Origin of the sequence: Erwinia oleae (assembly GCF_000770305.1) — a bacterium.
Lineage (GTDB): Bacteria > Pseudomonadota > Gammaproteobacteria > Enterobacterales > Enterobacteriaceae > Erwinia > Erwinia oleae.
Genome location: NZ_JNVB01000015.1, coordinates 65,323 through 91,074 on the forward strand (window position 1 = coordinate 65,323; position 25,752 = coordinate 91,074).

Below are 25,752 nucleotides of genomic sequence, written 5' to 3' on the forward strand. Positions count from 1 at the left end.
ATGCTCCAGTCCCCTTAAGACTGCAAGACGTCTGCAAGACGCTCAAGACGGCCGCGTACGCTGCCGTCAATGACCATATCACCCGCTCGGATGATTACGCCTGCCATTACAGACTTATCAATTTTGCAATTCAGCTTAACTTTGCGTGACAGACGTTTTTCCATAGCGGCGCTGATTTTCGTCAGCTGTTCGTCACTCAGTGCAGAAGAAGAGATTACCTCAACGTCGGTGGTCGCATCATAAGCGGCACGCAGTTGAATAAACTGTTCAAATACACCTGGAAGTGCTGGTAAACGTTTGTTTTCAGCCATAACCTTAATCAGGTTCTGACCGGCTTCGTCCAGTTCTGAGCCGCAGATAGCAATAAACCGCTCAGACAACGCTTCCGGCGCAAGCGCGCCGGAGAGAAGTTCTGCAACCTGTTCATTGCTGGCTACCTGGGCAGCGAACGCCAGCATCTGCTGCCAACGATCGATACGTTGATGCTCAACAGCAAAGTCAAACGCTGCTTTGGCGTAGGGGCGAGCTACAGTAGTAAATTCAGACATCAGCCCCTCCCTCCTTACAGTTCAGCGACCAGTTTATCAACGATGTCGCTGTTAGCAGCTTCATCCACGGAACGTTCAATGATTTTCTCGGCGCCGGCAACCGCCAGCATTGCCACCTGCTTACGCAACTCTTCACGTGCACGTTTGCGTTCGGCGTCGATTTCTGCCTGCGCCTGGGTGACGATCTTGTTACGTTCCTGCTCAGCTTCAGCTTTCGCTTCGTCCAGGATCTGGGAACGGCGTTTGTTAGCCTGTTCGATGATTACCTGAGCTTCTTCTTTCGCTTTTTTCAGCTGATCGGTCGCATTAGCCTGTGCGAGATCCAAATCTTTTTTGGCACGTTCGGCGGAAGCAAGGCCTTCGGCAACTTCTTTCTGGCGCTTTTCGATGGCAGCCATCAGCGGCGGCCATACGTACTTCATGCAGAACAGGACAAACAGGATAAACGCGATGGCCTGGCCGAGGATTGTTGCATTAATGTTCACAGCACAATGCCTCTTGTTAAGTTAACTTTTTTCTGCGGTCGTAATGACGAACAGAAGCCGTTCATCGTCAGGCGAACCTGACGATGAACATTCGGTTTACGCGACGGCGAACATCACGTACAGGCCCAGACCAACGGCAATCATTGGGATTGCATCCACCAGCCCCATGACAACAAAGAACTGCGTACGCAGCAGAGGGATCAGATCCGGTTGACGCGCGGCGCCTTCCAGGAATTTACCTCCGAGGATGCCGATACCGATCGCAGCACCGATTGCCGCTAAGCCCATCATCACAGCGGCAGCCATGTACAGCAGATCCATATTCAGGTTTTCCATGACAGTCTCCAGTTTGTTTCAGTTAAAACGCAGTTTGTGTTGAGATAAAAATCAATGTTCTTCAGACGCCATCGACAGATAGACAATCGTTAAGACCATGAAAATGAATGCCTGTAGCGAAATGATCAGGATGTGGAAAATGGCCCATGGCACATTCAGAATCCACTGTGACCACCACGGCAGCAGGCCGGCAATCAGGATAAAAATCAATTCACCCGCGTACATGTTGCCGAACAGTCGCAAACCAAGAGAAACCGGTTTGGACAGCAGGCTGACGCCTTCAAGGATCAGGTTGATCGGAATGAAGATGGGGTGATTGAAAGGTTGCAGAGTCAGCTCTTTCGTAAAGCCGCCAATGCCTTTCATCTTGATGCTGTAGAACAGAATCAAAATAAATACGCCCAGCGCCATTGAGAGCGTAATGTTTACGTCGGCGGAGGGAACAACGCGCAGTGCTGGCAGGCCCAGAACATGCTCACCGATGAACGGCAGCAGATCGATAGGCAGCAGATCCATAAAGTTCATCAGGAAAACCCAGACGAAAATGGTCAGCGCCAGCGGAGCGATAACTTTGCTTTTTCCGTGGTACATATCGCGCACGTTGTCGTCAACAAAGCCGACGACGAGTTCAATGGCAGCCTGAAGCTTGCCCGGTACGCCGCTGGTGGCGGATTTTGCCACTTTACGGAACAGCACCAGGAATATCACTCCCAGCAACACAGAGAAGAACATGGAGTCGATATTCAGTAACCAGAACGTCGCCGGAGCGTCGTGCGGATTCACCAGCTCGAAGGTACGCAGGTCAATCTGAAGGTTGTTCAGATGGTGCCCTATGTATTCCTGCGGCGTAGAGATTTCTCCTGCTGCCATGATGCCTCTTACCCTTTATTGTTAATTACAGTCGGCGCGACGATTTGCACAATCACCACCGATAACCAGGCCAGTCCGAGCGGTTTAAATACCGCCCCGAACACCGCCAGCGCCACGATAAGCAGAAGGAGGGTGGTCAGCACTTTAAGCACTTCTCCCAGTGCAAAGCTCCAGGCCATGCGCCCCTTAACGGGTTCTCCTGCCTGATGGCGCCAGGCAAAATTCATAAATACTATGTTCGGCAGCCAGGCTGCCAGTCCGCCAGCTAACGCAGACAAGCCCCAGGTCAGATCATAAAGTGCGAACAGCGCGCCGATTACGACAAACGTCACCAGCTGAATCAGCAGCACGGTTCGGGCAAATTTGACTCTGTACAATGACACTGACATGACGCTCTCCCGCCCCACAAGGGGTATGTCGCGTGTCGTATAAAACTGCCTTTACTCTTTTGAGTCAAGCAGCAAAAAACGAGCAAATTATACGGTGCGCCCCTGCAATTTCAATGCATAAGTAGCGAAAAGGTGAACAATTATTTAAATTTCTTTCTATCGCCCTGTTTTTTGAAATTTTGACCAACCGCGATTCGGATATGATTAATCTTAAAAGCAGGGCTTGTGCGCTTATAAAGCGTGCTAAGGATCACACTTCAAAAAATTAATGGTTAAAAATTCATCGCACCCCCGAATGCTGAATGGGAAAAAAATAATTAAAAACCATTTAAAAACAATAATTTGAATTTAGTAACTTTAAAAACAGAGAACAAACCACAAAAAATCCACTTATTGACATCCTCAACAATTATTCATTGTCAATGAGCCGTTGCCTTTCACGATTTATATAACAGATATATTTTCAATCGTGACTATCAGGCGTCGGATTATATCGCCGACTCGTGACGATACTGATAAATCCATGTAAATAATTAGTTAAATATGACAAAGCGTATCCGATAATTTCAGCGTGCTTTTTTAACGATTGTGAAACGTGCTTTCTGGAAAGCAGATTTGAAAAAAAGTGCACAACTGATGTTTTTGCAAACAATTCTCGCTATGACGCGCGATCGGTAACCACCCTGTCATTGATAATAATCAGATGGCGCTCGCCTTCCAGTTCCGGTACTGACAGTTTCACGACCCGATCGCAGAAAAATCCCGCCGGTAACGCAGCCAGTTCCTGTTCAGGAACTACTCCTTTCAGAGCATAAAACTGACCCCGTTCGCCGGGTAAATGATGACACCAGTTGAGCATATCCGTCAGGGAGGCAAATGCGCGGCTGATAACACCATCAAACGGCGGCTCTGCCGGAAAATCCTCTACGCGGCTCTGTACAGGATGAATATTATCAAGTTGGAGTTCATGCTGAACCTGCTTCATAAAGCGGACGCGCTTACCCAGGCTGTCCAGCAGCGTAAACTGCGAGGCCGGTCGGACAATCGCCAGCGGAATGCCCGGCAGGCCCGGTCCGGTTCCCACATCGATAAAGCGTTCTCCGCGCAGGTAAGGTTCGACGACGATGCTGTCCATAATATGCCGCACCAGCATCTGCTGCGGATCGCGCACCGAGGTGAGGTTATATGCTTTATTCCATTTGTGCAGCATGTCTACATAGCCGACCAGCTGCTGTTTTTGCCGATCGGTCAGGGAAATATCAGCCGCTTTCAGCAGTGAAGAAAGTTTGTTAATCACAAAGAGATCCAGAAAAAGGGGCGAGAAACCCGCCCTGATTTAACGCGGCAATACGGTCATGCGCTTTTACGCAGCAGCCCCTGTTTTTTCAGCCAGATGAGAAGAATTGATATCGCAGCAGGCGTAATCCCGGAGATGCGCGACGCCTGACCAATCGAAACCGGTTTATGATCGTTCAGCTTAGCGATGACTTCATTGGAAAGCCCGCTCACCTGGCGATAGTCAAGTTCAACCGGCAGCAGCGTGTTTTCATTGCGCAGATGGCGGTCGATCTCCTCCTGCTGACGCGCGATATAGCCTTCGTACTTCACCTGAATTTCAACCTGCTCAGCGGCCTGGGCATCCTCCAGCGCGGGTGCGTACTGGCTGACGGTCATCAGTTTCGCGTAGTCCATTTCAGGACGGCGCAACAGATCTTCACCGTTGGCCTCTTTGGTCAGCGGTGCGCTGAGCACGCCGTTGACCTCTGCCACGTGCTCTGACTTTGGATGCACCCAGATATCACGCAGACGCTGGCGCTCCTGCTCGATGCGCTCCAGCTTCTCGCAGAAGCGGGCCCAGCGTGCATCATCCACCAGTCCCAGTTCGCGTCCGGCTTCCGTGAGGCGCAGATCGGCATTGTCTTCACGCAGCAGCAGGCGGTATTCCGCGCGCGAGGTGAACATGCGGTAGGGTTCTTTGGTACCCAGGGTGCAGAGATCGTCCACCAGCACCCCCAGATACGCCTGATCGCGACGTGGTGCCCAGCTCTCTTTATCAGCAGAAAGACGTCCTGCATTGAGACCGGCAAGCAGTCCCTGGGCAGCCGCTTCTTCATAACCGGTGGTGCCGTTGATCTGTCCTGCAAAGAACAGGCCCTGAATATATTTGCTCTCCAGCGTCGGTTTCAGATCGCGCGGGTCGAAAAAGTCGTACTCAATGGCGTAACCGGGACGCACGATCTTCGCGTTTTCCATCCCCGGCATTGAGCGCACGATCTGCATCTGTACGTCAAACGGCAGGCTGGTGGAGATGCCGTTCGGGTAGATTTCATTGCTGGTCAGGCCTTCCGGCTCCAGGAAGATCTGATGGCTGTTGCGATCGGCAAAGCGCATCACTTTGTCTTCGATCGACGGACAGTAGCGCGGCCCGATCCCTTCGATCACGCCCGCGTACATTGGACTGCGATCGAGGTTTTTGCGGATCACATCATGCGTGCGATCGTTGGTGCTGGTTATCCAGCACGGAACCTGCTGTGGATGTTGATCCACATTGCCCATGAATGAGAAAACCGGCAGCGGCGTGTCGCCATGCTGCGGCGTCAGCACGCTGAAGTCGATAGTGCGTGCATCGATACGTGGCGGCGTGCCGGTTTTCAGGCGGTTAACGCGAAGCGGAAGCTCACGAAGCCGACGCGCCAGCGGAATGGAAGGCGGATCGCCAGCGCGGCCGCCGCTGTAATTATCCATCCCGATATGAATTTTGCCGTCGAGGAAGGTGCCAACGGTCAGCACCACCGTTTTCGCCCGGAACTTCAGTCCCATCTGGGTGACCGCGCCGGTTACACGATCGTTCTCAACGATAAGATCCTCAACCGCCTGCTGGAAGATCATCAGGTTAGGTTGATTTTCCAGCGCGGTACGAACGGCCTGCCGATAAAGCACGCGATCCGCCTGAGCGCGGGTTGCCCGAACGGCAGGGCCTTTGCTGGCGTTTAATATCCTGAACTGAATACCGGCCTGGTCAATCGCGTGGGCCATCAGCCCGCCAAGTGCATCCACTTCTTTAACCAGGTGTCCTTTCCCAATGCCACCGATCGCCGGATTGCAGGACATTTGTCCAAGCGTATCAATGTTGTGGGTCAATAACAGGGTTTGCTGACCCATTCGGGCAGCGGCCATCGCGGCTTCTGTGCCCGCATGACCACCACCAATTACGATGACGTCAAAAGGATCCGGATAGAACATGGTACTGCACCTCACGGTTGAGCGAATCAGGGATTGCTGGTCGGGGCGTGGATTCTACTCAACTTTAGACGATGGTGAAAGCGCAGGCCCGAAGCGTAATTAAAAAGAAGATCTTTTTTATTTAAAGATCTCTTTGTTAGATCTTCTATTAGGATCGACGATCCCTGTGGATAAGCGTAATTAGCCAAGAAGGATCAAGGCATTATGCGGGATCGTTTGCTGTGAAAGATCGGTGATCCTGTTCCGTATAAGCTGGGATCAAAAAGCAGAGTTATACACAGGGCCAGTTCGGTATGCGCGTTGTCCTTTGGATAACAACCGGTTATTACCCGGTAATAAGCCTACTTATCCACAACTGAACGCTGTTTTTATCAGCAAAAAAGGGCATTCTTTACAAAACCCGCTTCAGAAAAGCACTTTTTGAACGACGATCTTTACCCCAGGTGCGTCTTCCACTCTTCCAGCCAGACGCCGGCGGGATCTTCGGGGATCTCATGTTCCAGCACGTCAATTTCCAGACGATCGCCCAGTCGTTTTGCACCACAGGCGGTGAGCGCGCTATCCATTTTTACAATCGCACCGCAGAAAAGGTCATACTCTTTATTACCAATGCCAATGGCGCCATAGCGAACCTGGCTTAAATCCGGCTTGTTCTCTTCAAGCTCATCAAACAGTGGCTGAAGGTTATCCGGTATGTCTCCGGCGCCGTGCGTTGACGTGACCACCAGCCAGATGCCGTGCTGGCTTAACTCATCCAGGCCGGGGCCATGAAGCACTTCTGTAGAAAAGCCGGCTTCATCTAACTTCTCGGCCAGATCCTCAGCGACATATTCTGCGCTGCCCAGGGTGCTGCCAGTGATAAAGGTTACGTCGGCCATAAAGGGATCTCTGTCTCTCAAAGGCCGCTATTGTACGCTGTGATCAATCTGGGATCTACCTGTGGGTAAGTAAGGTTAATCAGCAAGGTGCGCGGCACTGGCTGCCTGTTAATACAGGCAGTCCGCGTAAAAAGCGGGGAACGCGGTGTGGATAATTGTGTGCACCGATCAGGGCTTAATGCCGCGCATGATCGGGTTCTGAAGGGAGATCAACGTTTCGGTGGACTGAATTTCATCAATGGTCTGGATCTTGTTGATCAGCACCTGCTGGAGCGCATCAATCGATCGGCACATCACCTTAATAAAGATGCTGTAGTGCCCGGTGGTGTAATACGCTTCGACCACCTCATCAAGGCTCTCAAGGCGGGCCAGCGCGGAAGGATAATCTTTTGCGCTTTTCAGAATGATGCCGATAAAACAGCAGACATCATAACCAAGGTGTTTGGGATCGATCTCCACGCGCGTGCCTTTGATAATGCCGGCCTGTTTCATCTTCTCCACGCGCACGTGGATGGTGCCGGGGCTGACGTTAAACTGTTTGGCAAGTTCAGCGTAGGCGGTGCGGGCGTTCGCCATCAGGGCGTTGAGGATGCCGCGATCCAGGTTATCGATTTGCAGCGATTCAGACACGTTAACTCCGCTATTCACATTTACGCGGCTTACTGTGCAGCAAAGTGTGGAAAGTGGCAATCACCGGCATCGCGGGTGCCTGCCACACCCGCGACACGTTCAGCGCTTACGCCATACTGTAACCTGCGCCACGCTGTGCTGATATTTGCGTGCCGTTTCGCGTATCACGAAAGGGACATCCTGCGGGACGGCGAGTTCTTCAAAATCCGCCGCCAGCAGTCGCTGAAGCGCCTGATAAGTGGTCAGCGCCTCGCCATTTTCGCGAATGCCGCCCAGCCAGTTCTCTTTTGGCGTGTATGCTTCCAGCCAGGTATAAGGGGAAGAGAGCAGCAGGATGCCGTCAGAGCGGAGCATGTGCGTCACATCGTTTAAAAAGCGCGTCGGCTCTCGCAGGCGATCGATAAGGTTCGACGCCAGCACCAGATCGAAAAGATCGGCCTGCGGCTTCAGGTTGCAGGCGTCGCCCTGAACAAAGCGGATACGGCGGGCCTGCGCTTCGCCTAAGCCGACATCCTTCAGCCGAACCTGACGATAGTCCACCAGATCGCCCTCTTGCTGAACCACATAGCGGAAGTCTTCGCCATGCGTTAACTGAAGCGCCACGTCAATAAAGCGCGCCGAGTAGTCCATCCCTGTGACCTGATCAAAATGGCGAGCCAGTTCGAAGCTGGCGCGGCCGGTCGCGCAGCCAATATCAAGCGCCGCGCCGCGTTTTTCGGTCAACCCGCAGGCAATCTCAACCAGCGCGCTGGCGTAGTTCCGCGTGCCGAAATAGTCCGGGCCGTACTGGAAATCGAGATATTGCGACACCATTTCGTCTGTTTCATAGGGATTGAGTGACATCTTTTCCTGATGCGCAGAGACAACATAGCGAAAACCGGCGTGCTGGAAAAAGTGCCGACGGAAAGCGTAGCGGGCAGATTTCAGCGCCTCGTTGCCGGTTGAGATCCAACTGCCGCCCTTGATCAACGCATGCTTGCCGTCGAACGTCGGCGTGGAGAAATCATCATAGAGCGGATGCACCCTGAAGCCTTCCAGACCGTTGGTTGGCGTGGTGGTCCACTGCCAGACGTTGCCGATCAGATCGAAAAACTCGCCCTGCCTGAAGCGATCGACCGGGCAGGATGACGCCCACCAGTCGAGATTGATATTGCCCGGCGCCTGCTGCCAGTCAGGCTGATCGCCCTCCACCTGTTCCCGCAGCAGCAGCCATTCGGCCTCGGAGGGCAACTGGACGGATTGTCCTGTCTGGCTGGCTTTCCAGCGGCAGAAGGCGGTGGCTTCCAGCTGATTAACCTCAACCGGCCAGTCCCACGGCATCGGCACCTCTTGCGCCATCAGACGCAGGCGCGGCGCATCGGGCGAACCCACCCAGAACGTTGGCATCGTCGCCTGCGCGAAGCTACGCCAGCCCAGCCCCTCCTCATCCCACCAGCGGTCGTCCTGATAGCCGCCAGCGGCGATAAAATCAAAAAATTCTGCGTTGCTGGTCAGCAGCTGGCTGGCTTTAAACGGTTTGACTTCGGTGGTCAGCGTGCCGTATTCGTTATCCCAGCCGTAGGTATCATCGGTTTTCCCCTGCGTTACCGTGCCGCCTGCCACCGGCAGTAGCGCGTTCGACGGCACGCTGGCGCGATTGTGTCGCGCGTCAGGGCAAACCGGCCAGTGCGGCTGCGGTTTTACCCACGCCAGCGGTAGCTGGCGGATCAGCACGCTGGAGGTTTCCAGGTGGATGCGTTCGTGCTCAATGCCCATCAGGATCACCCAGGCGGGGCTTTGCCAGTCGACAGGTAAGGTCAGCGGCATCCGTTGGATAACGGCTTCAACCTGCGCGCGTACGCGGCCACGGTAGTCACGCAGCTCTGCCACGCCCGGCCAGGCATAATGGCTGTTGTCGAGGTCATCCCAGCTCATCTCGTCCACGCCTATCGCCATCATCGCTTCAATATGCGGATCGACGCGGCTGTCAATCAGACCGCCCGCGATCAGCTTATTAATATAAAAGGTGGCGGTATGGCCGAAATAGAAAATCAGCGGATGCCGTAGCGAAATCGCTTTGGTGTAATACGCCTGCTCGTCGGCCAGGCAGTCAAACAGGCTTTCGTACAGCGTCCAGGTTTCTCTGAAATAGCCGAGCAGTTCCTGACGTTTCAGTTCTGCGTCGCCGCCGCTCAGCAGCGGCGTACGGGTGGAGGGGGGTAGTCCCGCTTGCGGTAATGACACGTTTGCTCCCGGTATGAATAGCGTTGTTTTTTACTAAAACTATAGCAGGCGCTCTGCCGGGAGCGAGGTACCGCTTAAAAACGCCAGGTGGCCGAGAGGTTGCCGGAGACGGAATCGTAGCCGGAGCGGAAAAGATCGCTGGCGATGGCCGCGCCCAGTTCGACCTCTTTGCCCATCAGATAATACAATCCTGCCTGCGCACCCAGCGAGTCACGCCCGACGACGCGGTTTTTGCTGTTGAAACGGCTGTTGTTGTAATCAACAAAGCGGGCGTTTTGTACCAGTTCGGTATCAAGCAGCTCGTGATCCCAGGTCAGTTGCAGATTGGCTTTCAGCGCATCAGCCGATGAAAGCGACTGATCCCAGTCGCCGCTTACGCCAACGCGTGAGCGTAATGCGTCAAACGTGGTTGAATCGAGCGTTAGTTGGCTGCCGTCGTCGCCGCTTTCGTTGAGTCCACGACGAGAAAGCGCAGTGTAGTTCAGCGCTGCCAGCGGCCCGGCGCTCAGGCTATCACTGAGTGCCCAGCGATAGCCGCCGCCCGCCGTTACCGCGCCGCTGAAGCCGGTCCAGGTAGCGCTAGTGCGTGCCCGATAATCATCGACATTGATAGTACGATCCATCTCGCCGTCTTCGATACCTGCGCGGCCGCTGCCAAAGAGGTAAGCGCCCGCCAGCGGATCGGGGGCATAGCGTGCCTGCACGCCCAGATCGAAAGCCGTGGTTTTGCCCTCTCCCGTCTCCGGTGAGTTCACCTTGACCGACTGGCCGCTTACCGCGCCGTGAAAGCCCAGCGTCAGGTTATCTGTACGCTGTTTTTCCGCACCAAACACGACGCCGTAGCTGGAGGCGTCATAACCCACGCTGCCGTGCTGGCGGTCTTGCCAGAAGCCACCGCCGAAAGGTATGGCGAAACTGCGCCACTCGTCGGTGGTAACTTGCGGATCAAGCGCGCGGTCTGCGCTGATGATGTCGTCGATCTGATGCTCGCGGTTAAGCGAACTGGCGAACATGGCGCTGTAGCCAGCAGGTGAAAGCTGGTTTAACGCGCGGGCGACGGTGCTGCCGTCCGCGGCCGAGAAATCCAGCGTGCGAAACAGCGGCTGCATGTCTTCACGCGCGTTGGTTACAATGCGGTCCAGCGCCTGGCCTGCCTGCCGGGCGTTCCGCTCCTGTCCGTACTGGCTGTAGGCGTTGTCGGCGCGCAGCAAACTGAACTGATACCCGTTTTCTCCCTGCGGCGTCACCTGCACTTGCAGCGTCGGCGAGCTTAACTGACCATTAACCTCGTTGAAAACGCCGCTGAGGGTATCGGCCTGTATCAGGCTGGCCGAATTGATTTGCCAACCGCTGGCGTACCAGTCGCGTAGCGGAACAACGGTCAGCTGGCCCGCCAGCGCGGCGTTGCCGTTGACGATAAAGGTATCGTGTCCGCCGCTGCCGTCCACTTCCAGCCGCAGTTGTCCGCTCGTACCCTGTTGATAGTCGCCGTTCACGGTTATCTGCCCCAGAGAGTTGCCCGGCGAAACGGTGCCGTTATTCACAAAAAGCTGGTCGGAATTCAGCGTGTATTCGCTGTTGCCGCCCAGCGTGGCGCCGGGCGCGACGATCATACTGTAAATCTGGTGGGTGCCGTTCAGCGACGTGATGCCGCCCAGCGCGCTCAGCGCAAGGTTGATGCCCGTGATATTCCCCTCGTAGCGTAGCCGGAAATCGGGATCGGTCTGACCGGTCGCACGACCCTGCGCATCGGCCAGACGACCAAAGGTGAGCTGCGTCAGACGCTGTTCACCGTCGGGCGTCTTCTGATCGTAAAAGGAGTAAATATCACCCTGCAATTGGGCGCCGTTGAGCACGTTAATGGTATTGACCAACGCGTTTTCAGAAATGGAAATGGCGGCGTAAGTCCCGGCCAGTCGCCCGCTGATATCGACATTGTCTGCCAGCGCGCCTTCCAGTTCCGAGCGGTAAGGCAGGAAGTATTCATAGTTGTCATAAATCCACGAACCGCGATATTCCGTCTCGTCGCCCAGCAGGTTATGGCCAAAATTAAAATCGACGGCAATGCCGCTGTCGCCCAGCGCCTGAATATCGCCTCGCTGGATGAAATTGTGATCCTTGCCATAGGCAAACAGCACGCCGCGTCCGTTGAGGCCGTCGGCGTAAATCCGCGTGCCCGGATTGACGATTAAGGTGTTGCCCTGGCCGTCAATACGCACCCCTGCGCCGCCGTCGCCGCGCGTCAGCAGATCCGCCTGCTGGAAAATAGTGTTATTGCTGCCGTAAACGTGCAGCCCCAGACCGAGCGTGGCGGTGTTGTAGGTGCCGGGAAGATAGGCCGTGCCCGCCGCGTTGCGCTGAAAGTAGCCGTGTTGGTTAACCAGCGTCTGGCCGTTGCCATACACTGAAAAACCGAAGAAATTGCGCCGGTCGATCTGATAACCCATATCCTGCATCAGCGCCAGTTCTGCTTCCATAAAGGTGGTGTAGTTGCGATAGTTCTGATGGCTCATCATGCTGTTTTTGAGCTCGCTGTGGCTCATAAAATCGGTATCGATTGAGCCATCAACGCCCAGAATTTTAACCGGCACGCCGCGCATTGCCCCCGCCAGCACCTCGGTGACGTGCTCGCCGGTGAAATAACCTTGATCGCGGCGTACGTCGAACGCCGCAGGATCGTAAGCATTGTCGCAGCCTTGACAGAGAATGGCCTGTTCATACTGCGCCGCGTTGCCGTTGTCGTCGCGCAGATGCTCCGTCCAGGTGCCGAACGTGTCCTCGTAAAACGGGCTGATGGTGGTGCCCGCCTCGTTGGTGAAATAGCCAACGCTGTTAGTGATCCCCAGCCCGTGCGCCAGTTCGTGCCTGACGGTCGCCACCAGATCGAAATCTGTGGCGCGAGGCTGCTGCGAGGGCACATAGGTAATTTTATCGAAATTGAGCCTGCCGAGCACAAACTGACCGTGAGAGCCGTAGGTCAACGCGCCGGGATTATTGCCCGTCATAACGGCCTGAAGTTTGGTCAGACTGAAGCTGTTATCAGAGACGTTATCGCTGAAGCCGGCAGCATTTTCGTCATTGAAGGTACCGACGTTGATAATGGCAGGAAGATATCCCTGCGGTGGCCTGATGATTTCCGCCCAGTATTGCGCCGCCGCCAGAATTTTCGCTTTGTGCTCCGCAGAGATATTTCGCGTTGATTCATAACCTGTGTCGTCATCATTGGGCATAAAGGGGCCATCACCAACGTCAAAAAAACGCACCTGGAAAACAGCGTTGCCCTGAGGGTTATAAACAAGGTGATTTTCGATAGCAGATGTCGGAAAAGCGAACGCCACAGACAATAGCGAAAGCGCTGGCAGGCATTTCATCATTTTAACGTCCTTACGCGAATAAAAAATTCAGGCACAGAAGCACCGTACTGATTACCCGGCGTTTTTTAATTAAAAATGAGGAAATACCGCTAATGACCAACCACTCTCTGTTTTATGGTTTGAAATTATAGGTCATATATTGCAATAACTAATAACGAAAAAATAACGTTTTCCTGACGCGCTTCCGGAGTCGGGGGAGAAAAGGCGTCAGGCTTTCTGCCAGCGGCGCAGCAAACGGCTTTTCAGGCCGGTGTCAAAGCGCCAGATATGGTCAAAGATACGCATGATGGCTGGTTTTCCATGATCGGACAGCGCAACCGCGTGGAAGCGCTGCTGCTGCTGGCGCTGATGCTGCTTGATTCGCTGCACCAGCGCATCGGGCAGGCGCTGAGCGATAAAATCAGAGAGGATCACCGCGTCGGCGTCGCGCCAGTCGGGTGAACCCAGCCGCTGGAGAACCGCATCCAGGCAGGCCGCCAGATCGGTGCCGCCGCGAAAACGCTGGCTGAGAAAGCGAATCGCCTGGCTGATACCGTCAGCGGCGGTCAGCTCATAAGCCACTACGTCATGGGCAAACAGCATGATGTAGCAGCGTCGGTTGTCGGCCAGCGCGACCTTTAACAGCGCCAGGCAAAAAGCTTTGGCGCAGCGCTCATTAAAGCCGCCCATTGAGCCGGACGTGTCCACGCAGACGATGAACGGGCCGCGCGGCTGCTCATCGTGCTGCTGATGGGTAACGGGGCGCCGGACGACTTTATCGTGCCAGGCGTCGCCCTGAAGCCGGTAAGTAAGCAGCCGCTTCTCTACCAGGCGTCGATAAAATTCCAGCTCAAGCTCGCCGATGCCCAGCGTCGCCAGTTCCGGCGGCAGCAGCCGCAGAATGTCATCGCTCTGATGCAGACCGCTCACCTCTTCGGGCACGTTATCCGGTTCGCGAACCCACTGATGAAATGCCGCCAGCGGCGCGTCCTGCGACGGGACGGCTTTCGCTTCACGGCTCCGACCCAGCTGCTCTGCGATTTTTTTTAAGGCAGGCTGGTCGGCAAGAAAATCGCCGTAATCAACGATGAGCTGATAGTCATCGTGCTGAAGCGCGCCGCGTGAAAGATCCCACAACCGGCCCGCCGCCGCCTCGTCGTCATCTGAGAGCACCGGTGAGAGCTGGCCGCTCATCGCCATGCGCTGCTGAAGTTCTTCCAGCAGCTTTTCCCGCTCCCGATCGAGCAATTGCTGATTCAGCGCCAGCGTTTGCAGCGTCAGGCTCAGCCGCCAGCGCTGAAGAAACAGGGTTTGCTGCGGGGGACTGAGATCGCATGACCCGGCGGCATCCACCAGCGCGCAGGCTTTTTCAGCGAAAGGCGACGCGTGTTGGGTAAGATGCGCAACCAGCGCAGGAAGCTGGCGGCAAAAATCCCTGTGGCTCAGGAGCTGAAAATGGCGGAAGCGGCTGAATTCATCGGCCAGCGCCTCCGGCACGGCGCTCACCTTTAGCTGTTCGTGGACCGCCGCCTTCCAGCGCGGCAGATCCTTCAACAGCGCTTTTTTCAACGCGGGGAATTTTTCGAAAAACAGCACCAGCTGCGGGCTGGCGAGAAGGGCGAGCACCACGTCCTCGATCAGCTCATTTTCACTGACGGCGAGGAACAGGCTCAGCGTTTCTAATGAGATCAATGACGCGCCTGCTTAAGCGCGTCCGCCACCTGTTGCAGGCTCTCCTCAATACGCGCCAGCCAGTCGTCGCTGATAAACAGGCAACGGTGCTGCTGGCTGAACCGCGTGCGCTGGGCGTGAAGCCGCGCTTCCACTTCGTCCAGAGCCTGCACGATCTCTTCCGGCAGCGTGCTGCTCTGTGCGCTGCCCGGCAGCGTCAGGCGCGAGGCTTGCAGGCTGACGTCGCGCAACGTCAGGCAGCCGCTGCTGTCGACGTGCAGATCCAGCGACTGCGCGAAGCCGATGCCGTTCAGCTTGCCGCGCGCCTCGCCGCCTTTTTGCAGCCAGTGATCCAGCGCCTCACGGGCCAGGGTGATGTGCGTCACCTGCATATCGTGCAGCTTCAGTGGTTTTTGCAGCATCAACGTCAGCGTTTCCGCCGCCAGCGCGTCAGGCAGATCGTAATGCGGCCTGCGGCTGAACATACCGCTGTGTTTTTCCAGCCGGATTGCCCTCTGCTCGCTCTTTTCCTGCTCCAGCGCGAGGCGGCGCGAAGCGATCTGCTGCAACGTCATCAGCATTGCCTGCTGCTGCCAGCCCTGCTGGGTGATCAGCGCATCGATTTCACTGTCGAGCAGCTTCATTGACGTCACGTCGTGCCACAGACAGTCTTTCAACAGGATCAAATCGACCGGCGCAATGCTCTGCCGTCCGCTGTAAAACGCGCTGGCCTGAAGCAGATGAATCGCTTTTTTCCAGCGGCGATCGGAGATGTAAGGGGCATCGGGTTGGTTTTCCAACTGCTGGCGCAGCGTAAAGATCAGTTCAAATACCTCGTCAGGCAGCGTGACCTGCGCAATCCCTTTCAGCCACTGGCTATACTCTTCATCAGTGATGCAAAGCGATTCCGCCACCGGATTGTCGTTTTCGTCCTGATGGTGCGTCAGCATACTGCGAAAGTTCTGCTTCTCATGCACGTTGTCCAGCCACAGACGAATGAGCATGCGGTCGTAGAGCGCTTCCAGCCCGCTGTCGGCTTCGGGCAGCTCGTTGGACGCGGTGACCAGCAGACGCATCGGAATGGTTTCTTCACCATCGCCATTGCGGAAACGGCGTTCGTTAATGGCGGTCAGCAAGGTATTGAGAATGGCCGGGCCGGCTTTCCAGATCTCATCAAGGAAGACGATTTCTGCTTCCGGGAGATAGCCTTTGGTCAGCCGCTGATAGCGGCCTTCGTCCTTCAGCGCCTGAATAGAGAGCGGGCCGAAAACCTCTTCCGGCGTGGAGAAACGCGTCATCAGGTATTCAAACGCGCGGGCATGGCGGAACGCGTATTTCAGGCGTCGGGCAATCAGGCTTTTGGCAATGCCGGGCGGGCCGAGCAAAAAGACGCTCTCGCCGCACAGCGCAGCCAGCAGGCAAAGGCGGATCGCATGATGGCGCTCGTAAAGACCTTTTTCCAGCGCGTTGCTCAGGCGTGAGATTCTTTCTGCGATCGGGTAAGGCATAATTAAGCAATCATCCTTCTCTGGCTAACCAGCGTCTTACTGGCAAGCGTAAACACTACTGGTTATGATGCTTGAAAGCGTTGATACGAGTCAGCTTTTTTCTTTACAAAGGGTGACACAGACCATTGAAATTCTTTTCTTCATGAAATCCGGGGTGGGTATTAATAATGAATCGTGCATACTGTGCGCTTTTTGAAGGCCTTAAACGGCGTGCGCAATCCCGCGTCTGCCGACTCCCATACAAGATTAGTCTATGAGTAGTGAAAAGAAACAGTCCCTTAGCGCCGTGACGCTGGCGGCAATCGGCGTTGTCTATGGCGATATTGGTACCAGTCCCCTTTATACACTCCGCGAATGCCTGTCCGGCCAGTTTGGCTTTGGCGTTGAACATGATGCGGTGTTCGGCTTTCTCTCACTGATTTTCTGGCTGCTGGTGCTGGTGGTTTCGCTGAAATATCTCAGCTACGTAATGCGCGCCGACAACGCAGGCGAGGGCGGCATTTTAACGCTGATGTCGCTTGCAGGCCGCAATACAGGCGCAAAAGCCACCGCGGCGCTGGTGATCATGGGACTGATCGGCGGCAGCTTTTTCTATGGCGAGGTGGTCATAACGCCGGCGGTATCGGTGCTGTCGGCAATGGAAGGGCTGGAAATTATCGCCCCCAACCTCGATAGCTGGATCGTGCCGCTGGCTATTGGCGTGCTGACGCTGCTTTTTGTGATTCAGAAACACGGCACCGGCATGGTCGGCAAGCTCTTCGCGCCGGTGATGCTGCTGTGGTTCCTGGTGCTGGCCGTGCTCGGCGCGCGCGGTATTATGGCTAACCCCGACGTGCTGCACGCGCTGAATCCGTACTGGGCGATGCACTTCTTTGTTGAATACAAAGAGGTTTCATTCTTCGCGCTGGGCGCGGTGGTGCTGGCGATAACCGGCGTGGAGGCGCTCTATGCCGACATGGGCCACTTCGGGAAGCTGCCGATTCGTCTGGCCTGGTTCACGGTGGTGCTGCCGTCGCTGGTGCTGAACTACTTCGGCCAGGGCGCGCTGCTGCTGAAAAATCCGCAGGCGATCAAAAACCCGTTCTTCCTGCTGGCGCCGGACTGGGCGCTGATCCCGATGCTGATCCTGGCGACGCTGGCGACCGTTATCGCCTCGCAGGCGGTGATTTCCGGCGTGTTCTCGCTGACCCGCCAGGCGGTGCGGCTTGGCTATTTGCCGCCGATGCGCATCGTACACACCTCGGAAGAAGAGTCCGGGCAGATCTACATTCCGGTGATTAACTGGATACTCTTTTTTGCCGTAGTGATTGTGATCGTTGCTTTCGAGCACTCCAGCAATCTGGCGGCGGCCTATGGTATTGCGGTCACCGGCACGATGGTGCTCACCGCCATTCTCTGCTCCACCGTGGCAATCAAAAACTGGCACTGGAACCGCTATCTGGTGCTGGCGATGCTGGTCGCGATGCTCTGTATCGACCTGTCGCTGTTCTCCGCCAACCTGGTCAAAGTGTTCTCCGGCGGCTGGCTGCCGCTCTGTCTGGCTATCGTGATGTTTATTATCATGACCACGTGGAAGAGCGAGCGTTTCCGCCTGCTGCGCCGCATGCACGAGCACGGCAATTCGCTTGAGGCGATGATTGCCTCGTTAGAGAAATCGCCGCCGGTGCGCGTGTCCGGCACCGCCGTGTATATGTCGCGTGCGCTCAACGTCATTCCGTTCGCGATGCTGCATAATCTCAAGCACAACAAAGTGTTGCACGAGCGCGTGGTGCTGCTGACGCTGCGCACGGAAGATGCGCCCTATGTGCATAACATCCGACGCGTGGCGATTGAGCAGCTTTCACCCACCTTCTGGCGCGTGGTGGCCAGCTACGGCTGGCGTGAAACGCCCAATATGGAAGAGATTTTTCACCGCTGCGGGCTGGAAGGCCTGAACTGTCGGATGATGGAGACGTCGTTTTTTATGTCGCACGAGTCGCTGATTATTGGCAAGCGTCCGTGGTATCTGCGCCTGCGCGGCAAGCTGTTCCTGATGTTACAGAAAAATGCTCTGCGCGCGCCGGATCAGTTCAAAATCCCTCCAAACCGGGTGATCGAACTGGGCACGCAGGTGGAAATTTAAAGGGCCGAAAGGCCTTTTTACCCGCTGAGCGTGACAACAAAGCCGCCCGTCGGCGCATTGTCAAAGCTGACGCGCATGCCGTGCAGCTGCGCGATGCGGCCGACAATCGACAGCCCCAGGCCGCTGCCGGAAAGTTCCTGACCGGGCGGACGATAAAACCGCTCGCCGATGCGGGCCATCGCCTCATCACTGACGCCTGCGCCATTATCACGCACCTCAATGGCGTTCTGTTTCAGCGTCACGCTGACCAGACTGCCCGGTGGAGTGTAGCGAATGGCGTTATTCAGCAGGTTTCGTATCATTAACGTCAGCAACAGCGGTTCGCCCTGGCGCAAAACCGCTGTTGGCGGCGCGTGCAGCGAAATCTCCACGTTTTTTTCCTGTGCCTGCGCGTAGTGATCGACAATCGACTGCTGTAGCAATGCAGTAAGATCAACGCGTTGCGTGTCCAGCTCGCTTTCGCTCTCCAGCCGTGAGAGCGTTAACAGCTGATCCACCAGCCGGGTGGCGCGATCGATCCCGACGTCCAGATTGCTCAGCGCATGGCGGCGCATCGCGTCATCATTTTCCGCCAGCTGCGCCACTTCGGCCTGCACCTTCAGCGCGGCCAGCGGGCTTCTCAGTTCATGCGCGGCATCCGAGGTGAAGCGCCGTTCGCGGTTGAGCATGTCGCCGGTGCGGGCAAACAGCGCGTTCAGCTCTTCCAGCAGCGGACGCACCTCCTGCGGAATACGCTGTTCGATCAGCGGTGAAGCATCATCAGCGGCGCGTGTGCGAAGTTGGCGGGCGATGCGTTTCAGCGGGGCCAGCTCGCGGGTGACCAACCACAGTAGCAGCAGCAGCATCAGCGGCAGGGCGATCAGCCATGGCAGCAGGTTAGTTTGCACGATGTCGCGGGTCATATCATCGCGATACTCCCACTCCTGGCCAACCACCACCACGTAGCGATTGTCCGGTGTGGTCAGCCAGACCATGCGCCATAAATCGTTGTCGCCTTTGAGTTTGCCGTCAATAAAGCCGTTGCGGCTGTAATGAAAAAGAAAGTCTTTGCCGTTATCGCCGTCGTTCATCACCATTTCACCCGCTTTGGTGAAAACCGCGAACGCCAACGCATCATCTTCCTGATCGCCGCGATGATGGCGAAGCAGTTTTTTCGTTTTCGGCAACGTAAGCGGATCGCGGCTTAGCTGCTCCGGATTGAGGGTCGCCAGCCGTTTCGCAAACAGCATCTGCTGCGTATCGAACAGCTCATTGATTTTATCGCGCGTCTGCCACCAGGCACCGACGCCGGCCGCGCCCCAGCAGATCAGCGTCAGCACGATAAAACCGGCCATCAGGCGCAGGCGCAGGCTCATCCGACGTCTCCCAGCGTGTAGCCCACGCCATGAATGGTGCGGATAAAGGTGCTGCCAAGCTTTTTACGCAGATGATGAATATGCACCTCAACCGCGTTGCTGGAGACGTCATCGTCCCAGCCGTAAAGTTTCTCTTCAAGCTGCGCACGCGTCAGCACGCGGCCCGCGCTCATCAGAAACAGCTCCAGCAGGGCCAACTCGCGCGCCTTCAGCGTCAGGGGTTCGCCGTCGAGCGTCACCGTGTGCGAACGGGTTTCCATTGTTACCGGGCCGTGAGTGAGGGTTGGCTGAAGCTGACCGTGGCGGCGGCGGATCAGCGCCTGAAGCCGCGCGGCCACTTCGCTGAGCGCAAACGGTTTACACAGGTAGTCGTCCGCGCCCGTATCCAGGCCCGCGATTCTCTGCGCCAGCGCGTCTCTGGCCGTGAGGATCAGCACCGGCACGTCTTCCTTTTGCTGACGCCACGCGCGCAGGATAGCCAGGCCGTCAACGCCCGGCAGCGTGAGATCTAACACCACGGCGTCATAAGGCGCGCTGCTCAACGCCGCCTGGCCGGTTTTGCCGTCGGTGAACCAGTCCACGCTGAAGCCCATTTTTCCCAGACCGGCGCGAATGCCGTCGCCAATCAGCCGATCGTCTTCAATGACTAAGATACGCATTGCCCTGTCCTCATCTCATTTCCTCGGGCTGTTTTACCCTGTGAAGGCTGACATTTCACGGCTTTTCGCTACGTTTCGCGAAATAGTTTTGCCTTAAGATCCTGTTAAGAACCCTGTGGTGTAATCAGCATCGAACGCAACGAAAATGCGGTAAACGCCGCCGAACGCATTGAGGTAAAACGATGAAAAAACATGCTGCTTTATTGGCTATCGCTACCCTGGTTTCCACACCGGTTCTTGCCGCACACAGCGGTGGATTTGTCGATCCGAACGCGCCCGCCGCCGCTGTGCAAAAGGGAGGCTTCAGCGGCCCGAACGGCACGCAGGCAACGATCAAACAGGCGCAGGATCTGAAAGACGACGACTGGGTGACGATGCGTGGCAATCTTGAAAAGCGCGTGGGCGATGAGGAGTATCTTTTCCGTGACGCCACCGGCACGATGACGGTGGAGATCGACGATAAGCGCTGGGAAGGACAAACCGTTTCGCCCGGCGATAAAGTCGAATTACAGGGCAAGCTGGACAAGGATTTCAACTCGCTTGAGCTGGATGTGAAACACATTAAGAAGATTCAGGGCTAATCGGTACAGGCAGGGGATCATGTCTCCTGCCTGTCACCGTCCAGCAAGGCAACCAGATGCAATATCGCCGGTGAGCGGTCCAACCTGCGCCATGCCAGCGCGATATCACTGTGTAACGTGACGTCATTAATGCGATGAAACGTCACGCCAGGATGGCGGATACAGTTCAGCGATTCCGGCACAATGGTAAAACCAAACCCGTTCGCCACCATGCCAATAGCTGGCGCGATCTGTGGCGCCTGCTGCCCGGCATGCGGCTGAAACCCTGCTCGCAGGCAGGCGCTGACGATCAGTTCATACAGGCTGGGCGACACCTCCTGAGGAAAGAGAATCAGCGTCTCGTTCCTCAATTGCTCCAGCGATACGCTTGATTTCCCGGCCAGCGCATGTCCCGGCGGCAGCACAGCCACCATTTTCTCACTGGCAATCACCTTCAGATTACAGGCATTGCTGCTCTCACAGGGCAAGCGAATAAACGCCGCATCCAGCACCCCTTCATGCAGATCATGCATCAGCGCAGCCATATTTTGTTCACGGGTATCCATCGCCATCTGCGGATACCTGGCCTGAAAGCCCCGCAGCAAGCTATATACCGACGCATGAAACGTTACCGAACTGGCAAAGCCCAGCGAGAGTTTGCCGATAACGCCCCGTGCGATGCCCTTCGCCTTCTCTAACGCGTGGCCGCTCAGTTCAAGGATCTGGCAGGCATCCTGATAAAAGGCCTCGCCTGCCTGCGTCAGCTCAACGCTACGGGTAAGCCTTTTCAATAACGGTAAGCCGATCTCCCGCTCAAGACGCAGGATTTGCTGGCTCAGCGGAGGCTGGGAAATCCCAAGCATTTCAGCAGCTCGGGTGAAATTGTGGGTCTCAGCGACGGCCACAAAATAGCGCAGGTGTCGAAGCTCCATATTAAAAACGTCTCAAGGTTGTGCCTTTTCTATATTGGTATCAGCGGCTGAATCGAGTCAACATTCTATTAATTATTCTTACCTTTTCAAGAGCGAGGTTGACATGAAACATTCTGTAACTGATTGTTTATGTGAGCAACAACTGGCGACAACCCTTAGCGGGCTTCAGCAAAAACATCCAGAAAACGTAATTTATCAGACATCGTTAATGAGCGCGCTGTTGAGCGGCGTTTACGAAGGCAGCACCACCGTTGCTGACCTGTTGAAAAAAGGCGACTTTGGCCTGGGCACCTTCAATCAGCTGGATGGCGAGCTGATTGCGTTTGATAACGGCGTCTATCAATTACGTGCCGACGGCAGTGCCCGTGAGGCCGGAAAAGATCAAAAAACGCCGTTCGCGGTGATGACTTTTTTCCGGCCGCAGTACCGTCATCCTTTCAGCCAGCCCGCCAGTCGCCAGGCCATTCATGATGTTATCGACAGCCAGGTCACCTCAGATAATCAGTTCTGCGCGTTGCGCATTGACGGCCATTTTTCATCAGCGCAGACACGCACCGTTCCCTGCCAGCACCGCCCTTATCGCTCGATGCCGGAAGTGCTGGATCAGCAACCCGTCTTTCACTTTAACCAGCGCAACGGTGTGCTGATTGGTTTCCGCACGCCGCAATATATGCAGGGCATTAACGTTGCGGGCTATCACGAACACTTTATTACTGATGATCGCCAGGGCGGCGGACACCTGCTTGACTATCAGCTGGAGCAGGGCGTCCTGACCTTTGGCGAAATCAGCAAACTGATTATCGACCTGCCGCAAGACAGCGATTTTTTGCAGGCAAATTTGAATCCTGACGATCTGGATGCTGCCATCCGTTCCGTTGAAAGCTAATGTCTTAAGGAGTCGTAATGAAAAACCCAACTGATGTTCAGATCTGGCAGCATGGCGCTGATTTAGTGGTGGCGCAGCTGGAAGCGCAGGGCGTGAAGCAGGTTTTTGGCATTCCGGGCGCGAAAATCGATAAGGTATTCGATTCGCTGGTGGACTCCTCTATCCAGACCATTCCGGTACGTCATGAAGCCAATGCCGCGTTTATGGCGGCGGCGGTGGGAAGACTGACCGGCAACGCGGGCGTGGCGCTGGTCACCTCAGGCCCTGGCTGTTCAAACCTGATTACCGGTATGGCAACCGCTACCAGCGAGGGCGATCCGGTGGTGGCGCTGGGCGGAGCGGTGAAGCGTGCGGACAGCGCAAAACAGGTGCATCAGAGCATGGACACGGTTGCCATGTTTCGCCCGGTCACCAAATATGCGGTGGAAGTCACGGATGCTAACGCGCTCTCTGAAATCCTTTCCAACGCTTTTCGTCACGCTGAATATGGCCGTGGCGGCGGCGCCTTTGTCAGCCTGCCGCAGGATATTGTTGACCAACCGGCGCGAGGCAACATGCTGGTCAGCAAAGGGCATATGCTGGCTGGCCCGGCGCCGGATGTGGCGATTGAGGCGGTGGCCGCACAAATCGCGCAGGCGAAAAATCCTGTTTTATTGCTCGGTCTGATGGCCAGCCAGCCGGAAAACAGCGAAGCGCTCCATCGCCTGTTAGAACGCAGCCATATTCCGGTTACCAGTACCTATCAGGCTGCCGGTGCCGTGCGGCAGGAGCATTTCTCGCGGTTTGCCGGTCGGGTTGGCCTGTTTAATAACCAGGCGGGGGATCGTCTTCTGCGCCAGGCCGATCTGATTGTTACCATCGGCTACAGTCCGGTGGAGTATGAGCCCACCCTGTGGAATAGCGGAACCGCGACCCTGGTTCATATTGATGTGCTCCCTGCGGATGTGGATAACAACTATATGCCGGATGCCGAACTGATAGGGAATATCGCCGCTACGCTGGAGAAACTGGCAGCCCGCATCCCTTCACCGTTGCAACTCAGCGCGCAGGCTGCCTCAATTTTGCAGGATCGCCAGCAACAGCGGACGTTGCTGTCGCTTCAGGGGCAGAACCTTAACCAGTTTGCTCTGCACCCGTTACGCATCGTGCGGGCAATGCAGGACATCATCAATAGCGACGTCACCCTGACGGTAGATATGGGCAGCTTCCATATCTGGATCGCCCGCTACCTCTACAGTTTTCGCGCCCGCCAGATCATGATCTCTAACGGTCAACAAACGATGGGCGTGGCGCTGCCGTGGGCAATTGGCGCCTGGCTGGTGGATCCCAGCCGCAAAGTGGTATCCGTATCGGGCGACGGCGGTTTCCTCCAGTCGAGTATGGAACTGGAGACGGCGGTCAGGCTGAAAGCCAACGTTCTGCACATCATCTGGGTGGATGAGGAATACAACATGGTGGCAATGCAGGAGCAGAAAAAATATCAGCGCGTGTCCGGGGTGAAATTCGGGCCGGTAGATTTTAAAGCCTATGCCGAAGCATTTGGCGCCGCGGGTTTTGCCGTGGAAAGCGCCAACGCGCTGGAGCCGGTGCTGCGTAAGGCAATGGATGTACCAGGGCCGGCCGTGGTCGCGATACCGGTGGATTATAGCGACAACCCAATGCTCATGGGTCAGTTGCATCTGAGTCAGATTCTTTAAATATGGTTAAGGAGCAGGTATGAAAAACAAAGTAGCATTCGTTACCGGCAGCGGTCAGGGAATTGGCAAAGCCATTGCGTTACGACTGGCGAAAGACGGTTTTTCCGTAGCGGTGGCTGACTTTAACAGTCAGACCGCCCGGCAGGTTGCCGACGAAATCACCCGGGCTGGCGGCAAAGCCGTGGCGGTAACGGTGGACGTTTCAAAGCGCGATCGGGTGTTTGCCGCCGTTGAAGAGGCGCGGAAAGCGCTGGGTGGATTTGATGTCATCGTCAATAATGCGGGCGTGGCACCGAGCACGCCTATCGAAGAGATCACCCCTGAAATCGTTGATCGCGTTTACGACATCAATGTTAAAGGCGTGATCTGGGGGATTCAGGCGGCGGTTGCGGCTTTCAAAGCCGAAGGACACGGCGGCAAAATCATTAACGCCTGCTCCCAGGCCGGACATGTTGGTAATCCTGAACTGGCCGTTTACAGCTCCAGCAAATTTGCCGTTCGTGGCCTGACCCAAACCGCCGCGCGCGATCTGGCATCTGCTGGCATTACCGTTAATGGCTACTGCCCGGGCATCGTTAAAACGCCTATGTGGGATGAGATCGATCGCCAGGTATCCCGCCAGGCGGGACAACCTGCCGGTTACGGCACGGCCGAATTTGCTAAACGTATTACGCTTGGCCGCCTTTCTGAACCTGAAGACGTTGCCGCCTGTGTCTCCTTCCTGGCGGGCCCTGACTCAAATTATATGACCGGACAGTCATTACTGATTGATGGTGGCATGGTCTTCAATTAAAGCTCTTAACATATGGCCGGTTGACGCCGGTCATTTTCGCGTAACGTGAACTCAGGAAACACGCCCTCAAGACGGTTTTTAACAGCGCAGCGAAACGTTTCGATAGCGATCACATTTCCATAACTTTCCCGTTGAATTCTTAAACGACTCTTTTACACTCATCGTCAGCGAAACGTTTCGCTCTGGAGTGAATGATGAAAAAAGGCGCCTTACTGAATTCTGAAATCTCTTATCTCGTCTCCCGTCTGGGGCATACCGACAGCCTGGTGATTGGCGATGCTGGCCTGCCTATTCCGGCCGGCCCGCAGCGCATTGATCTGGCGGTAACGCAGGGCGTGCCCACTTTTATGCAGGTGGTGAAAGCGGTGACGCAAGAGATGCAGGTCGAGAGCGCTATCATTGCGGAAGAGATCCCTTCTCATAATCCACAGATCCATAGCGAACTGCTCGCGCTGCTCGATTTGCTGCAAAAGCACCAGGGAAACAGCATTAATATTCAGTACGTCAGCCACCAGCAGTTTAAACAGCAAACGCAGCGCAGCAGGGCGGTCATTCGCAGCGGAGAGTGCTCTCCCTATGCGAATATCATCCTCTGCGCCGGCGTCACTTTCTGA

The 25,752-nt window shown here is 55.8% G+C and carries 22 protein-coding genes; 6 read left to right on the forward strand and 16 right to left on the reverse strand.

Going from position 1 to position 25,752, the window contains the following annotated elements; translation table 11 throughout:
• Positions 1-14: 14 nt before the first annotated feature.
• The 13 genes from atpH to ravA form a co-directional block, all read right to left on the reverse strand.
• Positions 15-548 carry a F0F1 ATP synthase subunit delta gene (gene atpH, locus GS12_RS07240; protein WP_034918219.1) on the reverse strand — a complete coding sequence of 178 codons (534 nt, stop codon included), beginning with the start codon at positions 546-548 and terminating at the stop codon, positions 15-17.
• Positions 549-562: 14 nt separating this feature from the next.
• The gene (gene atpF / locus GS12_RS07245; RefSeq protein WP_034918222.1) at positions 563-1,033 is read right to left on the reverse strand and encodes a F0F1 ATP synthase subunit B; all 471 of its coding nucleotides are present in this window, start codon (positions 1,031-1,033) and stop codon (positions 563-565) included.
• A gap of 96 nt (positions 1,034-1,129) precedes the next feature.
• Positions 1,130-1,369: a F0F1 ATP synthase subunit C gene (gene atpE / locus GS12_RS07250; protein WP_003849523.1), complete on the reverse strand. Its 240-nt coding sequence runs from the start codon at positions 1,367-1,369 to the stop codon at positions 1,130-1,132.
• A gap of 51 nt (positions 1,370-1,420) precedes the next feature.
• Complete coding sequence (atpB, locus tag GS12_RS07255) at positions 1,421-2,239, reverse strand: F0F1 ATP synthase subunit A (RefSeq protein ID WP_034918225.1); 819 nt, start codon at positions 2,237-2,239, stop codon at positions 1,421-1,423.
• An 8-nt stretch (positions 2,240-2,247) separates the two neighbouring features.
• Positions 2,248-2,628 carry a F0F1 ATP synthase subunit I gene (gene atpI, locus GS12_RS07260; protein WP_034945397.1) on the reverse strand — a complete coding sequence of 127 codons (381 nt, stop codon included), beginning with the start codon at positions 2,626-2,628 and terminating at the stop codon, positions 2,248-2,250.
• Between the two features lie 658 nt (positions 2,629-3,286).
• Complete coding sequence (rsmG, locus tag GS12_RS07265; RefSeq protein ID WP_034918230.1) at positions 3,287-3,925, reverse strand: 16S rRNA (guanine(527)-N(7))-methyltransferase RsmG; 639 nt, start codon at positions 3,923-3,925, stop codon at positions 3,287-3,289.
• A gap of 56 nt (positions 3,926-3,981) precedes the next feature.
• Complete coding sequence (gene mnmG, locus GS12_RS07270) at positions 3,982-5,871, reverse strand: tRNA uridine-5-carboxymethylaminomethyl(34) synthesis enzyme MnmG (protein ID WP_034945400.1); 1,890 nt, start codon at positions 5,869-5,871, stop codon at positions 3,982-3,984.
• A 434-nt stretch (positions 5,872-6,305) separates the two neighbouring features.
• Entirely contained in the window at positions 6,306-6,749 is a 444-nt protein-coding gene (gene mioC / locus GS12_RS07275) for an FMN-binding protein MioC (RefSeq protein ID WP_034918233.1), read from the reverse strand.
• Positions 6,750-6,917: 168 nt separating this feature from the next.
• Positions 6,918-7,379: a transcriptional regulator AsnC gene (gene asnC, locus GS12_RS07280; protein ID WP_034918236.1), complete on the reverse strand. Its 462-nt coding sequence runs from the start codon at positions 7,377-7,379 to the stop codon at positions 6,918-6,920.
• A 99-nt stretch (positions 7,380-7,478) separates the two neighbouring features.
• Entirely contained in the window at positions 7,479-9,602 is a 2,124-nt protein-coding gene (ovoA, locus tag GS12_RS07285) for a 5-histidylcysteine sulfoxide synthase (RefSeq protein WP_034945402.1), read from the reverse strand.
• Positions 9,603-9,676: 74 nt separating this feature from the next.
• Positions 9,677-12,976 (reverse strand): autotransporter outer membrane beta-barrel domain-containing protein, encoded by a 3,300-nt coding sequence (locus GS12_RS07290; protein WP_034945405.1) that lies wholly within the window; start codon positions 12,974-12,976, stop codon positions 9,677-9,679.
• A 207-nt stretch (positions 12,977-13,183) separates the two neighbouring features.
• Positions 13,184-14,647, reverse strand: coding sequence for an ATPase RavA stimulator ViaA (gene viaA, locus GS12_RS07295; RefSeq protein WP_034918243.1), 1,464 nt, complete (start codon positions 14,645-14,647; stop codon positions 13,184-13,186).
• Complete coding sequence (ravA, locus tag GS12_RS07300; protein WP_034918246.1) at positions 14,644-16,134, reverse strand: ATPase RavA; 1,491 nt, start codon at positions 16,132-16,134, stop codon at positions 14,644-14,646. Before ravA ends, viaA begins: the two co-directional genes overlap by 4 nt.
• 253 nt (positions 16,135-16,387) lie before the next feature.
• On the opposite strand from ravA, the gene kup reads away from it, so the two are divergent.
• Positions 16,388-18,256, forward strand: coding sequence for a low affinity potassium transporter Kup (kup, locus tag GS12_RS07305; protein WP_034918248.1), 1,869 nt, complete (start codon positions 16,388-16,390; stop codon positions 18,254-18,256).
• A 17-nt stretch (positions 18,257-18,273) separates the two neighbouring features.
• On the opposite strand, the gene qseC is transcribed toward kup, so the two are convergent.
• Positions 18,274-19,611: a quorum sensing histidine kinase QseC gene (gene qseC / locus GS12_RS07310; RefSeq protein WP_034945408.1), complete on the reverse strand. Its 1,338-nt coding sequence runs from the start codon at positions 19,609-19,611 to the stop codon at positions 18,274-18,276.
• Positions 19,608-20,270: a quorum sensing response regulator transcription factor QseB gene (gene qseB / locus GS12_RS07315; RefSeq protein WP_034918254.1), complete on the reverse strand. Its 663-nt coding sequence runs from the start codon at positions 20,268-20,270 to the stop codon at positions 19,608-19,610. The genes qseC and qseB overlap by 4 nt, the downstream gene beginning before the upstream one ends.
• A 182-nt stretch (positions 20,271-20,452) precedes the next feature.
• Here qseB and GS12_RS07320 point away from each other — a divergent pair, with 182 nt between their 5' ends.
• Positions 20,453-20,851 carry a YgiW/YdeI family stress tolerance OB fold protein gene (locus GS12_RS07320; RefSeq protein WP_034945409.1) on the forward strand — a complete coding sequence of 133 codons (399 nt, stop codon included), beginning with the start codon at positions 20,453-20,455 and terminating at the stop codon, positions 20,849-20,851.
• Between the two features lie 17 nt (positions 20,852-20,868).
• Here GS12_RS07320 and GS12_RS07325 read toward each other — a convergent pair whose 3' ends face one another.
• On the reverse strand, positions 20,869-21,762 hold the full coding sequence (locus GS12_RS07325) for a LysR family transcriptional regulator (protein WP_034945410.1): 894 nt from the start codon (positions 21,760-21,762) through the stop codon (positions 20,869-20,871).
• A 103-nt stretch (positions 21,763-21,865) separates the two neighbouring features.
• Here GS12_RS07325 and budA point away from each other — a divergent pair, with 103 nt between their 5' ends.
• The 4 genes from budA to rbsD all read left to right on the forward strand — a co-directional run bounded on the left by budA (position 21,866) and on the right by rbsD (position 25,752).
• Positions 21,866-22,648, forward strand: coding sequence for an acetolactate decarboxylase (gene budA / locus GS12_RS07330; protein WP_034945411.1), 783 nt, complete (start codon positions 21,866-21,868; stop codon positions 22,646-22,648).
• A gap of 17 nt (positions 22,649-22,665) precedes the next feature.
• A complete protein-coding gene (gene alsS, locus GS12_RS07335; protein ID WP_034945412.1) occupies positions 22,666-24,345 on the forward strand; it encodes an acetolactate synthase AlsS in 1,680 nt (559 codons plus the stop codon).
• 19 nt (positions 24,346-24,364) lie between these two features.
• The gene (locus GS12_RS07340) at positions 24,365-25,138 is read left to right on the forward strand and encodes a (S)-acetoin forming diacetyl reductase (protein ID WP_034945413.1); all 774 of its coding nucleotides are present in this window, start codon (positions 24,365-24,367) and stop codon (positions 25,136-25,138) included.
• A 194-nt stretch (positions 25,139-25,332) separates the two neighbouring features.
• The gene (gene rbsD, locus GS12_RS07345) at positions 25,333-25,752 is read left to right on the forward strand and encodes a D-ribose pyranase (protein ID WP_034945414.1); all 420 of its coding nucleotides are present in this window, start codon (positions 25,333-25,335) and stop codon (positions 25,750-25,752) included.

Excerpts from the sequence above, each read along its gene's own strand:
- atpI (WP_034945397.1), bottom strand. The coding sequence starts at position 2,628 with ATGTCAGTGTCATTGTACAGAGTCAAATTTGCCCGAACCGTGCTGCTG.
- qseB (WP_034918254.1), bottom strand. The coding sequence starts at position 20,270 with ATGCGTATCTTAGTCATTGAAGACGATCGGCTGATTGGCGACGGCATT.
- qseC (WP_034945408.1), bottom strand. The coding sequence starts at position 19,611 with ATGAGCCTGCGCCTGCGCCTGATGGCCGGTTTTATCGTGCTGACGCTG.
- mioC (WP_034918233.1), bottom strand. The coding sequence starts at position 6,749 with ATGGCCGACGTAACCTTTATCACTGGCAGCACCCTGGGCAGCGCAGAA.
- GS12_RS07320 (WP_034945409.1), top strand. The coding sequence starts at position 20,453 with ATGAAAAAACATGCTGCTTTATTGGCTATCGCTACCCTGGTTTCCACA.
- atpH (WP_034918219.1), bottom strand. The coding sequence starts at position 548 with ATGTCTGAATTTACTACTGTAGCTCGCCCCTACGCCAAAGCAGCGTTT.
- GS12_RS07290 (WP_034945405.1), bottom strand. The coding sequence starts at position 12,976 with ATGATGAAATGCCTGCCAGCGCTTTCGCTATTGTCTGTGGCGTTCGCT.
- atpB (WP_034918225.1), bottom strand. The coding sequence starts at position 2,239 with ATGGCAGCAGGAGAAATCTCTACGCCGCAGGAATACATAGGGCACCAT.
- kup (WP_034918248.1), top strand. The coding sequence starts at position 16,388 with ATGAGTAGTGAAAAGAAACAGTCCCTTAGCGCCGTGACGCTGGCGGCA.
- budA (WP_034945411.1), top strand. The coding sequence starts at position 21,866 with ATGAAACATTCTGTAACTGATTGTTTATGTGAGCAACAACTGGCGACA.
- rbsD (WP_034945414.1), top strand. The coding sequence starts at position 25,333 with ATGAAAAAAGGCGCCTTACTGAATTCTGAAATCTCTTATCTCGTCTCC.
- ravA (WP_034918246.1), bottom strand. The coding sequence starts at position 16,134 with ATGCCTTACCCGATCGCAGAAAGAATCTCACGCCTGAGCAACGCGCTG.
- GS12_RS07325 (WP_034945410.1), bottom strand. The coding sequence starts at position 21,762 with ATGGAGCTTCGACACCTGCGCTATTTTGTGGCCGTCGCTGAGACCCAC.
- GS12_RS07340 (WP_034945413.1), top strand. The coding sequence starts at position 24,365 with ATGAAAAACAAAGTAGCATTCGTTACCGGCAGCGGTCAGGGAATTGGC.
- mnmG (WP_034945400.1), bottom strand. The coding sequence starts at position 5,871 with ATGTTCTATCCGGATCCTTTTGACGTCATCGTAATTGGTGGTGGTCAT.
- alsS (WP_034945412.1), top strand. The coding sequence starts at position 22,666 with ATGAAAAACCCAACTGATGTTCAGATCTGGCAGCATGGCGCTGATTTA.
- atpE (WP_003849523.1), bottom strand. The coding sequence starts at position 1,369 with ATGGAAAACCTGAATATGGATCTGCTGTACATGGCTGCCGCTGTGATG.